We start from the raw sequence: 14,116 nt of genomic DNA, 5'->3' as shown, positions 1-14,116 counted from the left end.
ATAGAGGACTTTCAATAGAAAGAAGAATAAAAGCGATTTACTGGTGGTGCTATATGCACTCGCCAGAACCGCTTTTCCATAAGGGAGATAAATCGTGTCGGAACTGGGACTAACGACCAACATGTTTTGTCCTACCGCCTGTCTATTTTTATGAAATTAATTTCCCCTGAAATTAATTTTTGCGAAGCTGCGAACTTAATCCTTAATTTTCATCTTAGAGTAAAATTATAGTTGGCAAAAAGTTAAAAGGAAGAGGCCGAAACCTCTTCCAAATCATACAGACTTGGTAACTATGAGTGCATTTTATTTAGAAAAGAATAATTGCAAATAGTATTTGGGATAAATGTTATAGTGTTTTGTTCAGAAGGAGAAAAGAATGGAAATAGTGATTCTGACAATTGGTATTATTCTAACAGTTGTTGTTGCTTTTTTTTATAATGATTATTTGAATAGAAAAAGAATTCAAGAAATGATTATACAGAGATTTGGAGGAAAACCAGAGTATAAAGATTATGACTTTGACGATATAAAAATCTTGTGGAAAGAATTGAAAGATGAAAGGTGTAAAGGTGATATTGATGATATTACTTGGAATGATTTAAATATGAATGATGTCTTTGCACGAATTAATATGTGTTGTTCATCCATTGGAGAACAATATTTGTACAAAAGCTTAAGAAATACTAATTTCAATAGTGAAAAACTCAATAATTTAGAGGAAAAGATAAGATATCTAGATAAAAATAAAAATACTAGAATAGACGTACAAAAAAAATTATTATATATAGGAAAGAGAAATAATAATTACCATGTTGTGACGTTTTTGAAATGTCTGGATAGTTTTAAGTTAAATAGATGTTGGATTTATTATTTTTTGCAAATAATGTTATTAATCGTTCTTGTTTTAGCTGTAGTTTTTCGGAATAATTATGCATATTTATTTTTGGGAATTGTTTTTTTTATAAATATAAGCGTGTATGCATTAATGAAGAATAAATATGAGATTAATATGGACTTAATGGTGGCAGTGCAGAGTGTCTTACAGGTTAGTAAGGAATTTACCCAAAAAGAAGAAACGATATTTTCTGAGTTTAAAGAATATACAGGAACGATAAATAAACTAACGCATTCAATGGCATTGATTAATGGAAGGTATCAACGGCAGTATACGGCAGATTTCGTGGAATTAGGTGCTATGTATTTAACGGGTGCTTTTTTATTTGATTTTATTGTCTATAATAGGGTGATTATACAACTAGAAGAAAAATTAACCGACATATTAGCGTTGTTAAACTTGCTTGGGGAAATAGATATGGCTATTTCTATAGCATCATTCCGAAATAGTGTTCCATTATACTGTCTTCCGGAATTTTGTAAAGAAAATAAAATATATTATCAGGAGTTGTATAATCCATTGTTAGATAATCCTATCTGTAATGATTTTAATTTGAATACGAATTGTATTATTACAGGATCAAATGCTTCAGGTAAATCTACCTTTATTAAAGCAATAGCAATAAATGGGATATTAGCAATGAATATTCATACCTGTACAGCAAAATCGGCTAGAATTTCAAAAGCAGAGATATATACATCAATGGCAATCAGAGATGATTTGTTGGCTGGGGATAGTTATTTTGTTAAGGAAGTAAAATCATTACAAAGAATCATAGATATTATAGAGCAAGACAGATTTGTTGTAGCGATTATTGATGAGATTTTACGAGGAACAAATACCAAGGAACGTGTTGCAGCTTCTGTGGCGATTTTGAGATATTTAGAGAATAAGAATTGCATAGTGATAGTCGCGTCTCATGATATAGAGTTAATAGATTTATTAAAAAATAGTAAATATGATAATTATTATTTTTGTGAAAAATCGGAAAATAGAGAAATACTATTTGATTATAAGATTCACAAAGGAGTTTGTAAACAAAACAACGCAATAAAGCTATTGGATTTGTTTGGATATCCATCAGCTATTGTGAAAGAAGCAAATAAATATTCAAGCATTCTTTGAAAATAAGCAAAAAGGTTAATAATATTTTAGTATGGATTTTGGTACGAATTATTTATCTTATATATCTTTTGTTTTTAAATGGAATTTATAGGTATACAAAATTCTGAAGATGAGGTCTCAGATAGAACAGATAGAAACAGAATACCTGCTATATTAGCTGAATCAGATGCAATCATTCTGATTGAAACTATAGATGACTCAATAAAAAACAATTTTAATGTAAGTCAGCTTTCAGAGGAAAAAGAAAAGATTGCATTTCTTGAGACTAATCCAAGTATGGCAGACATAATGTTTGAGTTGGAAGATCACTTCTTGCTTAATGGTCAGATTAGTATAGTTGGACTTGAAAATCTAGAGTATACGAAGAGATTTGAATCACTATTTAAGTGTAGTCTTGATAGAATCGACTGTGCAATGATGGCGTTAGGCGATTATGGTCAGGTTGAGGCTGATTTTGAACCGCCAGCAACGAATAATCGAATAGAGGGCGGTGTTAATTCCAGACTGAGAGAATTGCTCAGAAATCATAGAGGACTTTCAATAGAAAGAAGAATAAAAGCGGTTTACTGGTGGTGCTATATGCACTCGCCAGAACCGCTTTTCCATAAGGTAGATAAATCGTTTCGGAACTGGGACTAACGACCAACATGTTTTGTCCTACCGCCTGTCTATTTTTATGAAATTAATTTCCTCTGAAATTAATTTTTGCGAAGCTGCGAACTTAATCCTTAAGCTATTTACCAACTTAATCCTTAATTTCCATCACCTCTTTCAAATTGTATTGCAATCTGCATTACAATACAGTACAATAACTTTGAAAGGTGGTGTTACCATGAAAGATGCAACCGTAAGCGCCCGTGTCGAATTTGATGTAAAGAACGAGGCGGAAGATATTCTCCAGAAACTCGGCATTCCCGTATCTGTCGTAATCAACTCTCTTTATCGGCAGATCATATACAGACATGGGATTCCTTTCTCTCTTACGATTCCGAAAGAGCCGAAAACGCTCGATACCATGTCTGATGCCGAACTGAACGCAAAACTTACACACAGCTATGAGCAGTCGCTCCACGGCGAAGGCCGTCCGTTCACTGAGGTTTTTGATGAACTCGAAAGGGGCCTCAGATAAATGGATTCTTACGAAATCATCACGACTCCGGACGCCACGACAGACCTTGTGGAACTGCGCGACTATATCGCCGATGTCCTTCGCGTTCCGGATACGGCGCTTTCCTATATCCGCTCGATCCGTGAGGAAATCAGTAAATTGTCGGAAATGCCCGGTCGGATAAAGCCTGTCGATGACGAACCTTGGCACTCACGCGGAATCCGGAAAATCATGACAAAGAACTCCTATGTCTATTACCGGATCGATGAGGATGCCAAACGGGTCTACATCATGAACGTCATTTACAGCAGACGTGACCAGCTGCGGCAGCTCGCCAATATGAAACTCGACTAACAAAGCACTCCCCGTTACTGCAGCGGGGAGTTTTCCTTTCAAGTCAGGATCACTGGCTAAGCCGGTGGTCCTGACTGCTTCCGAGAAAACTTCACCACAGTATTGAAAAAGGAATTGGAAAGAATATTGAAAAATGTAAATAAAATGTTGACAATATTAATGTAATGATATATATTACAAATAAAAGAAAAAGAAACATAGAAAAGGATGGATGCCGGACCGGTCAAACAGGCAGAGGCCGGAAAGATTTAAGGAGGAAGACGATGAATGCACAAGACTGTCTTGCCATGCTGCGAGAAATGAAAGATGTGGCTTTTGCCACAGTGGATGAGAAAGGGAACCCTCAGGTTCGGATTATCGACGTGATGCTTGTAGAAAAAGAGAAACTGTACTTTTGTACCGGACGGGGGAAGGAATTTTATAACCAGCTAAGGAGGAAACCGGAAGTGGCTATCACGGGACTCAACAAGGAGTTCCAGATGGTGCGGCTGTCCGGAAAGGCGAAGAAGCTTCCGGAACAGAAGTACTGGATCGACCGGATCTTTGAGGAGAACCCAGTGATGAACGGAGTGTATCCGGGAGAAAGCCGCTATATTCTGGAACCCTTTTGCATAGATAGCGGAGATCTGGAGTTCTTTGATTTGGGCAAAAGTCCCATCTACCGGGAAAATTTTGTTTTTGGAAAGGCGAAAGGAGCTGCAGCAGGAGGAGAAAGGGAGAACGGGAAGGAGACTGCAAAAGAGAGTGAAAGCGGAAATGATGAAAAAAAGGGATTTTGGATCACGGAGGCCTGTATTGGCTGCGGAAAATGTATGCGTGTCTGTCCGCAGCAATGCATCACAAAAGGAACCCCTTATCTGATTCGTCAGGAAAACTGCCTGCACTGCGGCCTTTGCTTTGAGAGCTGTCCGGGACAGGCCATCGTAAGAAGAGGAGAATAAGATGTTAAAGGAAGTATGGGACTTACTGATCACCAAGCAGGATTTTTTTGGAAAACTACTGTTGGAGCATATCGAAATATCCCTTGCGGCGATTCTGATCGCAGTCGTATGGGGCGGGCTGGTTGGAGTTCTGATCAGCGAATATCAAAAAAGTGCCAAGCCGACGCTGGGTGTCATCAACTTTTTATACACAGTTCCCTCCATTTCCATGCTGGGGTTTTTGATCCCCTTTTCCGGAATCGGAAATGCAACGGCGGTGATCGCACTTACGGTCTATGCCCTGCTTCCGATGGTCCGAAACACTTATACCGGCATGACCAATGTGGATCCGGCGATCTTGGAGGCGGCAAAAGGCATGGGAAGCACGAAAAAACAGATTCTGCTACGTGTGCAGCTGCCACTGGCAATGCCGGTCATCCTTTCCGGTATTCGGAACATGGTGACGATGACCATCGCCCTCGCCGGTATCGTATCTTTTATCGGAGCAGGAGGGCTTGGTGTCGCCATCTACCGCGGCATTACGACCAACAATGGAGCCATGACGATCGCAGGCAGTTTCCTAATCGCACTGCTGGCGCTGCTGGTTGATTTTTTTCTTGGAATCGTGGAAAAACGAAGGAACAGGCATGGCAGGGAGGCGAAGAGGCAAAACAGGATCATGGCGGCAGCAGCGGCCATCCTTCTGATTTGCCTTGTGGCAGGGATCGTTATACCGAAGGACAGGGGCAAAGAGATCCATCTTGCCACCAAACCCATGACAGAACAGTATATTTTGGGAGAAATGCTAAAATATATGCTGGAGCAGGACACAGATCTGACGGTAGATCTGACCCAGGGCGTCGGCGGCGGAACATCCAATATTGCGCCGGCTATGGAAAGCGGAGAGTTTGATCTCTATCCGGAATATACGGGAACAGGCTGGAATATGGTGCTAAAACGTGATAATCTTTATTCGGAGGAGCAGTTTGCCGAACTGCAGCAGGAATACCAGGAGCAGTTGAACCTTACCTGGCAGGTAATGCTGGGCTTTAATGACACCTACGGCATTGCAGTCCGAAAGGAGATTGCCGAACAGTATGGGCTGCAGACCTATTCGGATCTCCAAAGGGTAAACGGACAGTTGGTGTTTGGGGCAGAATATGATTTCTTTGAACGACAGGACGGCTATGATAAACTTTGTGATACCTACGATCTGTCTTTTCGCTCTACCAGTGATATGGACATGGGATTAAAGTATCAGGCCATCAACAGTGGGAAAATTGATATCATGCCGGTCAACACCACAGACGGTCAGCTTGCCCAGGCAGATGTGACTGTTCTGAAAGATGATAAGGGAATGTATCCCTCCTACCAATGTGGGATCGTTGTCCGCCAGGAAATCCTGGACAAATACCCGGAGCTGGTCCCGGCGCTTCAGAAGCTGGACAGGATACTGACAGAAGCGGATATGCAGAAAATGAACTACGAAGTGGAAACAGAAAAAAAGGAGCCGGCAGACGTGGCAAAAGCGTTTCTGAAGAAAAAAGGACTGATAAAGGGAGGTGCCAGATGAACACAGCAATTGAATTCCGGCATGTACGAAAGACCTACGGCGATACGGTGGTTATTCCGGATCTGAATCTGAAGATCGAAACAGGAGAATTTGTTACGATCATCGGCTCTTCCGGCTGTGGCAAGACGACGGCGCTCAAGATGATCAATGGCCTGTATGAGCCCACCGATGGAGACATTCTGGTGAATGGGGAGAATATCAAGGAAAAGGATATGATTATGCTGCGCCGCGGCATTGGCTATGCAATACAGGGAAGCGTTCTGTTTCCCAATATGACGGTGGAACAGAATATCTCTTACGTGCCCAGCCTTCTAAATAAAAAGGACAGGAAAAAGACGGCGCAGGCTGTTGACAAATGGATGGAGATGGTGGGCCTGGATTTTTCCATGAAGGAGCGGTATCCCTCTGAGCTTTCCGGCGGTCAGCAGCAGAGGGTAGGGATCGCGAGAGCATTGGCGGCTTCTCCCGACATTCTGCTGATGGATGAACCCTTTGGTGCAGTGGATGCCATTACGAGAGAACAGCTGCAAAGTGAGATAAAAACCATTCATCAAAAGACGGGGATCACAATCCTTTTCGTCACTCACGACATTGAGGAGGCTCTAAAACTGGGCACGAAAGTCCTTGTGATGGATCGTGGAGAGATACAGCAGTATGGAACGCCGAAGGAACTTCTTCAGGATCCGAAGACAGAGTTTGTAGAGAGACTGGTGGAAAAGCAGCGAAGAATGTGCTTCCTGCCGGAAGGAAAACTGAAAGATTGTGAATACTGCGGGGCTGTCTGCGGCTCTCCCGAAGAATGACAACTGCCTCTTACGACGGAATTTAGAAAGGAAACAACAGGAAATATGCAAATTACAAGTAAATTTACCATTGGGATTCATATTCTGACGTGCATCGACTTTTTTCATGGGAAGGTGCCGGTAAACAGCGGTCTGCTTTCACAGAGTATCGGAGCCAATCCGGTCATTGTGCGCGGTGTGATGTCTTCCCTCAGCAAGGCAGGGATGATCAGTACGGGGAAAGGGAAAAAAGATATTGTCCTTCAAAAACCGCTTTCGCAGGTGACGCTTTATGATGTTTACCGTGCCGTTGACGATATGAGTGAGAAAGGAATATTCCGGTTCCATGAAAACGTAAGTCCGGTTTGTCCGGTGGGAAAAAACATCCATAAAGCCTTAGATGGGAAGCTGCTGCGGGTACAAAGGGTGATGGAACAGGAGATGCGGCAGATTCCGGTGTCGGCGGTGACAGAAGACATCCGAAAAGAAATCCAGCTGGCGGGATGATACGGACTTGGGGAGAAAAAGAACGGCGGAGGGAAAGACGTTTTGCCGGCGGAAATCGAAGGCGGACGGAAGCGGACACAGGGGAAGAAAAAAGAAGTGAGGAAACGGCATATCTTCCATCAGAAGATGCCGGAACAAAGAGAAACAAACAGGTGAATGATTGAATATTGATTGAATATGGGAGGTTTTTTATGAAGAAACATGTTATGGTTTTGGGGTTGTATATGCTTATAATGGGGGCTGGACTGGCGGTTTGTAATACCTTTTTCGGGACAACGTATGCCTCCGAAAATTTCAGTGAAAAATTTTTGCCGGTGATGTTTTTACTGGCGGCGCTTGCAACGTGCTACAGGTGGAAAAACAGGGACGCCCTGTCTTTGCCCACAGAAAATCGGCCCGGGTATCTGTGGGCCGCAGTGACGATCCTGCCGATTCTGGGACTGGGACTCTACGCCGCCGCAACAAACTTTTCTGTCAGCACGACATTTTTCATTGCTCTGCTGGACGTAGTGCTGATTGGAATTGCGGAAGAAGGGATGTACAGAGGGATCCTTCTGGGAGGCCTGGTGAAAAAAATAAATCCAGCAGCGGCGATCATCGTTTCGGCGGCGTGTTTTTCCCTTCTGCATGCACTGAACTTTTTAGGAGGGATGTCATCCGGGGAAGTGTTTAATCAAATGGGCTCCACCTTCCTTATGGGGCTATTTTTGGGGGCGATCTACCTGGAGACCAAGAAGCTGTATCTTCCGATCCTGTTTCATTCTGCCTGGGATTACATCCTGTTAAGCGGAGCGATTTCCGATTCCTCCGTACTGATCGTGTTTCTGATGGGCGTTTCACTGGCGGAACTGGTGGTTTCCATCATCCTTCTGCTGAAGTTTCGAAAAATGAAAACACCGGTTCTTCGCTAAAAAAACAGTTGACTCTCCCCCAGGGGAAGAGGGTAGGCTGTCCTTAGATTCGAATCGAAGCTTGTGAAAGGAGTAGACAGTATTGTTTCAGATCGGTGCATTTTCAAAAATATGCCATGTCAGTGTAAAAACGCTGCGCCACTATGATAAGATCGGGCTTCTCGCCCCGGCGGAAGTAGACCGGATGACAGGGTATCGATACTATAAGGCCCAACAGGCAGACACCATGAATTATATCCAGCGCCTGAAACGTTACGGGTTTTCGCTGGAAGAGATCCAGACGCTGCTCACCCTTTCAGATGACAAGGAGATCTCCAGACATTTACGGCAGCAAAAAGAACGATTACAGCGCAGGCAGCAGGAGACAGACAGCATCCTGAAGGAGCTGCAGGCGCATATTGCGGTATTTGAAAGGACAGGTGATGTGATGACGTATCAGAAGGGGTATGTGGTGGAAGTAAGAACATCTCCCGTTATGCAGGTGCTGGCAAATCGCACCAGAATGGGAGTAGATGAGTTTGGAAAGTATTATGGAGTGCTTTTTGAACGGATCTCCAGGGAAAAGGCGACGCCCACGGGACAGATCGGAGCAAGATACCATGATGAGGAGTTCCACCATGATTCTTCAGACATTGAAGTGTTTGTGGGGATTCGGGAAGCAGACAAGGCGGATACCATCCTGGAATCCTGCGAATGTGCAAGGACAGTACATCGCGGCGGCTATTCCACACTCTCAGAAGCGTACAGTGCGGTGGCGGGCTGGATCGTGGAACAGGGGTACGAGATGGCCGGAGCGCCGTTTGAACTTTATGTGAAGTCGCGAATGGATGCCCTGCCTCCGGAGCAGTGGGAGACAGAAGTGTACTTCCCTGTGTGCAGAAAATAAAAGACAGAAGAAAGAATAGAAGACAGTAAAAAGAAAAAGAGGATGCGCACCAGTTGAGAATCCATCGTCAACTAATGCGGCAGCCTCTTTTTTATGGGAAACGGATAGTAAATCGCATAAAAGAATCCTCCACCGCCTCAAAGGAATAGGCAAAGCCATGACTGTCCAGGATCTGCTGTACCAGATAAAGGCCGATCCCGGTACCGCCATCCTTGCGGTTGCGGCTAAAATCCGGCCGGTAAAAAGGATGAAAGATCTGTTCCAGTTCCTCCGGAGACAGAAGATGCTCCGCCTGGTTGTCTATGGTAAGACAACGTTGGGAAAGGCGAATCCGTATGAAGCCTCCGGGAGTGGTGTAACGGAATACATTATCCAGAAGGTTCTTAAGAGCCTTCAGCAGAAAAAGCTTGCTGGCAGTGATTTCTGTCGGATGCAGGTCTGTAGAGAGCTGGTAGTGATGAATGTCTGACAAAACGGTATAGCTTTGCAGGTGCTCTGCCAGTAGTGCATCCAGACGGAAGGCTTCCTGGTTGGCGCTTCGCAGCATCTCCGCATTGGTGGCATCCAGGATGGACTGCACCAGCTGAGCCTGTTCGGTCAGGATGTCCTTACACTTTTTCAGGTAGGTTTCATGATCCTTAAATTCACCCACATTATAGAGCATGCCCTCCACCAATCCCAACATGCTGGCGATGGGGGTTTTCAGCTCATGGGAGGTCATGCGCAAAAATTCTGATTTTTGCTTTTCACGCGTAAGTGCGCGTTCATTTTCGGATTCCAGCTCCTTGATGCTGGACAACAGCTTGTTATAGAGATGATTGACATCCTCGGCCAGACGGGCAACCTCGTCCCGCCCGATGATCTGACAGGCGATGCCCTCTTTTAATTCCTGCATCTGGCGTGCCGTTTCCGAGATGGCAGTGATCCGTTTATTGGACAGATGGCTGTAGATAAAGGCCACGGAGCTGGTTAAAAGCACGATCAGAACAAGGATAAAGGGATAGAAAGTAACCAGTCCCTGACTGATATAGGACAGGGAATGAAAGGCATATTCTCCCTGCAGGATCAGATCGGTTCCCTCCTTGGAAGTGATGACCTTTGACCAGGCGCCGGCCTGATCGAAATCTCCCTTTTCCAGATAAACCTGCCCCTCCTTGCTAAGCTGCTCTTCTGAGATGGCAGGGTAGATCAGCTCGCCTGTTCCATAAAACAGGTTGATAAAAAGGTTGTCATGCTCCTTATCCTTTTTTTCCACTTTCCGGATGATCTCTTCTTCCGGCAGGCCGTCCAACTGTTCCACCAGAGACAGATATTCCTGTTTCAGTTGATCCTGGCGGACCTGATTATAATAGACAGGCGTGGCGAAGTAGATCATGGCGAGAAGAACGAGGATGGTTACGATCATCATGGTGCTTACGATGAGAAATTGCTTGCGGACCAGTTTCATGCATTTCCCTCCTCGATCTGATAGCCGCGCCCTACAATGGTCCGCAGAGGGAGAGAGGGAAGCTTTTTGCGCAGATTTTTCATGTGGTTGTCCAAAACACGGCTGTATACATCATCATATCCCCAGATGCTCATGGTCAGATGCTCCCGGCTGACCACCTGTCCCTTTCGCTTCATGAGAAACAGAAGGATGTCATACTCTTTTTTGGTCAGCTTGACTTCCTGCTCCCCATCGTAAACGACGCCCTCGTCTGCGTGAATCGAGACAGATCCGATGGAGCAGACGGCGGAGGGCGCTTTATCACGAAGGATATTTTCGATCCGTTTCATCAGAATGATGGGAGAAAACGGTTTGATGACATAGTCGCTGATCATGTGATTGAAGCTGATCAGCTGTGTATATTCATCGTCCATGGCCGTCAGCATCAGGACGGGGACGGACGAGGTCTTGCGGAGCTGCTTCAGGACTTCGATTCCGCTCAGAGAGGGGATCATAATGTCCAGTATGATAAGAGCAAAGTCTTCTGTGGGAAATATTTCCAGCGCGGCTTTGCCATCAAAGACGGGGATCGCCTGATGCCCGTGTTCTTTTAAAAATTCGCAGACGACCTGGCTGATGACCGGGTCATCTTCTACGACCATAATAGTTGCCATAGGTTCCTCCTTGTATCCTGTCTGATTGTTGTCTGTCCTAACAGTATTATAAGGGGATAGGGGATTCTCTGCAAGCGAAGACGGTGGGAGAGAAAAAGAAGAGCAGCCTGAAAATACAGGAAGTTTTGCTGAGAAAGAAAAAAACAGAAAAAAAGTAGATGGGCGTTAGAGGAAGGACAGGAGGATCTGATAGAATAACATTCGAAGTCGGAAGGACTTTTGTATAGGACTTTCCTGGGGAGGAAAGAAATATCCTGCCGGTCTGCAGACTGTGATTGGGGAAGAACATCTGAAGAAGGCAGTGACAAAAAGAGTAGAGGTTTTGTTGAAATAGGCAGTGACAAAAAGCGGAGAGCTTTGTATAATGAAGCCACAGGAGTGATGCAGGAGGTTTCTGCAGGAGAAGGGTGCTTTGCCGAGGGGAAGGCTTGAAGCACCGGACTGACCGTTTTGTACATTGTTGAGAGCGTGACATATGGATTGTGTCAGAACGAAACAGAAAATGAATGGGGCAAAAGGAACGATTGCAGCACCGGTGAGGGGTCACCTGTGGGCGGTCGTTCCTTTTTGGTTTCCGGAGAAAAAGAGCTGAGAGCATGAGGGAGGAGAGGACATGAAATTAAAAAATATTCTGATCGTAGCGGAAGATCTGGAACGTTCCAAACGGTTTTACCGGGAGCTGTTTGGACTCTCTGTGATCCTGGACAGTGACAGCAAGGTGATCCTGACGGAGGGGCTTGTGCTTCAGAAGCGAACCGGCTGGGAAGAAGAGGTGGGAAGGCCCGTCCTGTGGGGACACCATGGAGGAGAACTGTATTTTGAGGAGAAGGAGATCGAGGCGTTTGTCAAGAAGCTGGAGAGGTATGAGCCGCCGGTCAAATACCTGACCCGGCTGGACGAAGGAGATCCTGCGCGGAAAATGGTGCGGTTTTATGATCCGGATCAGACGGTGATCGAGGTAGGCGTGCCGATGCAAAGATGAGAGGTAGAAACGTACAAAAACCGTTTCCGGAAGACAAAGGAGAAGCGCAGAGGAACAGGCGAAAAGGACCGGGAGGAAGGAAAACGTGACAAAGACAAGAAACAGGCGGGAAAACAGATGAAGATCGTACTTATGGCAGTGAACGCAAAATATATTCATTCGAACCTGGCCGTCTATGACATAGGCGCCTATACCGGACAGTATCTGAGAAAAAAGGGACTGGAAGAAGAGGCGTCTATTGAGATTGCCGAATATACCATTAACCAGAAGAACGAAGAGATCCTGGCGGATCTGTATGAAAGAAAACCGGAGCTCCTGGGAATTTCCTGCTATATCTGGAATATTGCCACAGTCAGGTCGATCCTGGCGGACCTGTGGAAGGTTCTGCCAAAGACCAAAGTGTGGCTGGGAGGACCGGAAGCCGGATTTTCGGGAGAAATTCTGCTGCATCAGTATCCGCAGGTCAGCGGAGTGATCCGGGGAGAAGGAGAGCATACCTTTGCCCGTCTGGTGGAGGCCCATCTTAGCCGGAAGGAGGAGGGCGAGATCCCGGGACTGCTTGTTCGCAGAGAGACGAAGGAGATCCTGTCTACAGGAGAGGCGGCTTTCATGGATCTAGACGCTATTCCTTTCGTATACGAAAATATGGAACAGTTTTTGCATCGGATCATTTACTATGAAAGCAGCAGGGGATGTCCGTTTTCCTGCAGCTACTGCATGTCCTCCATAGACAGACGGCTGCGGTTTCGCAGTATGGAAAAGGTGTTGGGGGAGCTGCAGTTTTTCCTGGATCAAAAGGTTCCGCAGGTAAAGTTTGTGGATCGTACCTTTAATTGTCAGAAGGAAAGAAGCAGGCGGATCTGGAAATTCCTGCTGGAGCAGGACAATCAGGTGACAAATTTCCATTTTGAGATCGGGGCGGATCTGTTGGAAGAAGAGGATCTGGAGCTGATCCGACAGATGCGGCCGGGGCTGATCCAGCTGGAGATCGGAGTGCAGTCTACCCATGAAAAGACGCTGCAGGAGATCAACAGATATGCGCCTTTTTATCAGATCGCTTCTACGGTGACCACCATCAGAAGCTATGGAAACACCCACCTGCATCTGGATCTGATTGCAGGCCTTCCTTATGAGGACTATCAGACCTTTCAACGTTCGTTTGATCAGGTCTACCACCTGAAGCCGACCGCTTTGCAGCTGGGATTTCTGAAAGTCCTGAAGGGAACGCCGATGGAGGCAAAAAGGGAAGCCTACGGCCTGGTACATGGGGCAGACGCGCCCTATGAGGTGATCTCCACCAAATGGATATCCTATGAAGAAATCCGAAAGCTGAAGGAGATCGAAGAGATGGTGGAGATTTTTTTCAACAGCTGCCAGTTTTCTTACACGATCTCACTGTTGGAGCGACAGTTTCAGCGACCCTTTTCTTTCTATGAGGCGCTGGCAGGATTTTACAGAAGAAGAGGATATGTGGGACGTTCCCACTCCCGGGAGGAAAGATACAGGCATCTGCTGGAGTTTGGCCTGGAAAAAGGAGAAAACAGCAGCGAAAGGATCCGGGAATGTCTGACGCTGGATTATTATCTGCGGGAAAACAGCAAAAAACGGCCGGAATTTGCGGGAAAACAGAAGATCAGCGGAAAGAGTCTGACGGAATTTTACCGCAGGGAAGAGAAAAGGAGAGACTACCTGAAGCAGGGATATGAACAATGGGACAGCAAGCAGCTGGAAAGAAGGACACATCTGGAATGGGTCAGCTCCCGGCAGAAAGCCTGGCTGTTTGACTATCTGCACAGGGATCCTCTCACCGGAAATGCCACTGTGTTTGAGATCGCATGGGAACAGGCAGAAGACGGATGGGAGAGACAGCGTTCCTGAAAGCGTGATCGGAAAGCAAAAAGGAGGACAGCACCGGGCCGATAGAAAAGGCAGGCACTGTTCTCCTTTTTCTGGCAGGAGAGGCAAAAAAGCCG

13 protein-coding genes and 1 pseudogene are annotated in these 14,116 nt (G+C 45.5%); 12 read left to right on the top strand and 2 right to left on the bottom strand.

The window, feature by feature from the left end:
• The first annotated feature begins 376 nt into the window (after positions 1 to 376).
• The 10 genes and pseudogenes from SOW26_RS05085 (at position 377) to SOW26_RS05040 (ending at position 9,061) form a co-directional block, all read left to right on the top strand.
• Positions 377 to 2,020, top strand: a complete 1,644-nt coding sequence (locus SOW26_RS05085; protein ID WP_320652008.1) for a MutS-related protein — start codon at positions 377 to 379, stop codon at positions 2,018 to 2,020.
• Between the two features lie 453 nt (positions 2,021 to 2,473).
• Positions 2,474 to 2,620: pseudogene (locus SOW26_RS05080) on the top strand (IS256 family transposase); the annotation flags it as partial.
• Positions 2,621 to 2,852: 232 nt separating this feature from the next.
• Positions 2,853 to 3,149 carry a type II toxin-antitoxin system RelB/DinJ family antitoxin gene (locus tag SOW26_RS05075; protein WP_276958580.1) on the top strand — a complete coding sequence of 99 codons (297 nt, stop codon included), beginning with the start codon at positions 2,853 to 2,855 and terminating at the stop codon, positions 3,147 to 3,149.
• Positions 3,150 to 3,482, top strand: a complete 333-nt coding sequence (locus SOW26_RS05070) for a type II toxin-antitoxin system RelE/ParE family toxin (protein WP_276958581.1) — start codon at positions 3,150 to 3,152, stop codon at positions 3,480 to 3,482. It abuts the gene before it with no gap.
• Positions 3,483 to 3,745: 263 nt separating this feature from the next.
• Positions 3,746 to 4,423, top strand: a complete 678-nt coding sequence (locus SOW26_RS05065; protein ID WP_276958582.1) for a 4Fe-4S binding protein — start codon at positions 3,746 to 3,748, stop codon at positions 4,421 to 4,423.
• 1 nt (position 4,424) lies between these two features.
• Positions 4,425 to 5,975: an ABC transporter permease/substrate-binding protein gene (locus SOW26_RS05060; RefSeq protein WP_320652007.1), complete on the top strand. Its 1,551-nt coding sequence runs from the start codon at positions 4,425 to 4,427 to the stop codon at positions 5,973 to 5,975.
• Positions 5,972 to 6,778 carry an ABC transporter ATP-binding protein gene (locus SOW26_RS05055; protein ID WP_320652006.1) on the top strand — a complete coding sequence of 269 codons (807 nt, stop codon included), beginning with the start codon at positions 5,972 to 5,974 and terminating at the stop codon, positions 6,776 to 6,778. The genes SOW26_RS05060 and SOW26_RS05055 overlap by 4 nt, the downstream gene beginning before the upstream one ends.
• Positions 6,779 to 6,823: 45 nt before the next feature.
• Positions 6,824 to 7,264 carry an Rrf2 family transcriptional regulator gene (locus tag SOW26_RS05050; RefSeq protein WP_276958674.1) on the top strand — a complete coding sequence of 147 codons (441 nt, stop codon included), beginning with the start codon at positions 6,824 to 6,826 and terminating at the stop codon, positions 7,262 to 7,264.
• Between the two features lie 191 nt (positions 7,265 to 7,455).
• Complete coding sequence (locus tag SOW26_RS05045) at positions 7,456 to 8,175, top strand: CPBP family intramembrane glutamic endopeptidase (RefSeq protein ID WP_276958675.1); 720 nt, start codon at positions 7,456 to 7,458, stop codon at positions 8,173 to 8,175.
• An 82-nt stretch (positions 8,176 to 8,257) separates the two neighbouring features.
• The gene (locus SOW26_RS05040; protein WP_320652005.1) at positions 8,258 to 9,061 is read left to right on the top strand and encodes a MerR family transcriptional regulator; all 804 of its coding nucleotides are present in this window, start codon (positions 8,258 to 8,260) and stop codon (positions 9,059 to 9,061) included.
• Between the two features lie 91 nt (positions 9,062 to 9,152).
• Here the strand turns inward: SOW26_RS05040 and SOW26_RS05035 are convergent, their stop codons facing one another.
• Together SOW26_RS05035 and SOW26_RS05030 are read right to left on the bottom strand one after the other, a co-directional pair.
• Positions 9,153 to 10,508 carry a sensor histidine kinase gene (locus SOW26_RS05035; protein ID WP_276959551.1) on the bottom strand — a complete coding sequence of 452 codons (1,356 nt, stop codon included), beginning with the start codon at positions 10,506 to 10,508 and terminating at the stop codon, positions 9,153 to 9,155.
• Positions 10,505 to 11,161, bottom strand: coding sequence for a response regulator transcription factor (locus SOW26_RS05030; RefSeq protein WP_154478344.1), 657 nt, complete (start codon positions 11,159 to 11,161; stop codon positions 10,505 to 10,507). The genes SOW26_RS05035 and SOW26_RS05030 overlap by 4 nt, the downstream gene beginning before the upstream one ends.
• Before the next feature lie 613 nt (positions 11,162 to 11,774).
• Between SOW26_RS05030 and SOW26_RS05025 the strand changes: the two genes are divergently transcribed.
• Entirely contained in the window at positions 11,775 to 12,143 is a 369-nt protein-coding gene (locus SOW26_RS05025) for a VOC family protein (protein WP_276959553.1), read from the top strand.
• 117 nt (positions 12,144 to 12,260) lie between these two features.
• Positions 12,261 to 14,021, top strand: a complete 1,761-nt coding sequence (locus tag SOW26_RS05020; protein ID WP_320652004.1) for a B12-binding domain-containing radical SAM protein — start codon at positions 12,261 to 12,263, stop codon at positions 14,019 to 14,021.
• The last annotated feature ends 95 nt before the right edge of the window (positions 14,022 to 14,116 follow it).

Source organism: Suipraeoptans intestinalis (assembly GCF_034091795.1).
GTDB classification, from domain to species: domain Bacteria; phylum Bacillota; class Clostridia; order Lachnospirales; family Lachnospiraceae; genus Suipraeoptans; species Suipraeoptans intestinalis.
The sequence above is the reverse complement of the archived record's forward strand: the minus strand, read 5'-3'. Positions and strand labels throughout refer to the sequence as shown.

What these genes read in the sequence shown, in the direction of transcription:
- SOW26_RS05035 (WP_276959551.1), bottom strand. Translation starts at nt 10,508, where the DNA reads ATGAAACTGGTCCGCAAGCAATTTCTCATCGTAAGCACCATGATGATC.
- SOW26_RS05085 (WP_320652008.1), top strand. Translation starts at nt 377, where the DNA reads ATGGAAATAGTGATTCTGACAATTGGTATTATTCTAACAGTTGTTGTT.
- SOW26_RS05050 (WP_276958674.1), top strand. Translation starts at nt 6,824, where the DNA reads ATGCAAATTACAAGTAAATTTACCATTGGGATTCATATTCTGACGTGC.
- SOW26_RS05075 (WP_276958580.1), top strand. Translation starts at nt 2,853, where the DNA reads ATGAAAGATGCAACCGTAAGCGCCCGTGTCGAATTTGATGTAAAGAAC.
- SOW26_RS05045 (WP_276958675.1), top strand. Translation starts at nt 7,456, where the DNA reads ATGAAGAAACATGTTATGGTTTTGGGGTTGTATATGCTTATAATGGGG.
- SOW26_RS05030 (WP_154478344.1), bottom strand. Translation starts at nt 11,161, where the DNA reads ATGGCAACTATTATGGTCGTAGAAGATGACCCGGTCATCAGCCAGGTC.
- SOW26_RS05025 (WP_276959553.1), top strand. Translation starts at nt 11,775, where the DNA reads ATGAAATTAAAAAATATTCTGATCGTAGCGGAAGATCTGGAACGTTCC.
- SOW26_RS05070 (WP_276958581.1), top strand. Translation starts at nt 3,150, where the DNA reads ATGGATTCTTACGAAATCATCACGACTCCGGACGCCACGACAGACCTT.
- SOW26_RS05055 (WP_320652006.1), top strand. Translation starts at nt 5,972, where the DNA reads ATGAACACAGCAATTGAATTCCGGCATGTACGAAAGACCTACGGCGAT.
- SOW26_RS05060 (WP_320652007.1), top strand. Translation starts at nt 4,425, where the DNA reads ATGTTAAAGGAAGTATGGGACTTACTGATCACCAAGCAGGATTTTTTT.
- SOW26_RS05020 (WP_320652004.1), top strand. Translation starts at nt 12,261, where the DNA reads ATGAAGATCGTACTTATGGCAGTGAACGCAAAATATATTCATTCGAAC.
- SOW26_RS05065 (WP_276958582.1), top strand. Translation starts at nt 3,746, where the DNA reads ATGAATGCACAAGACTGTCTTGCCATGCTGCGAGAAATGAAAGATGTG.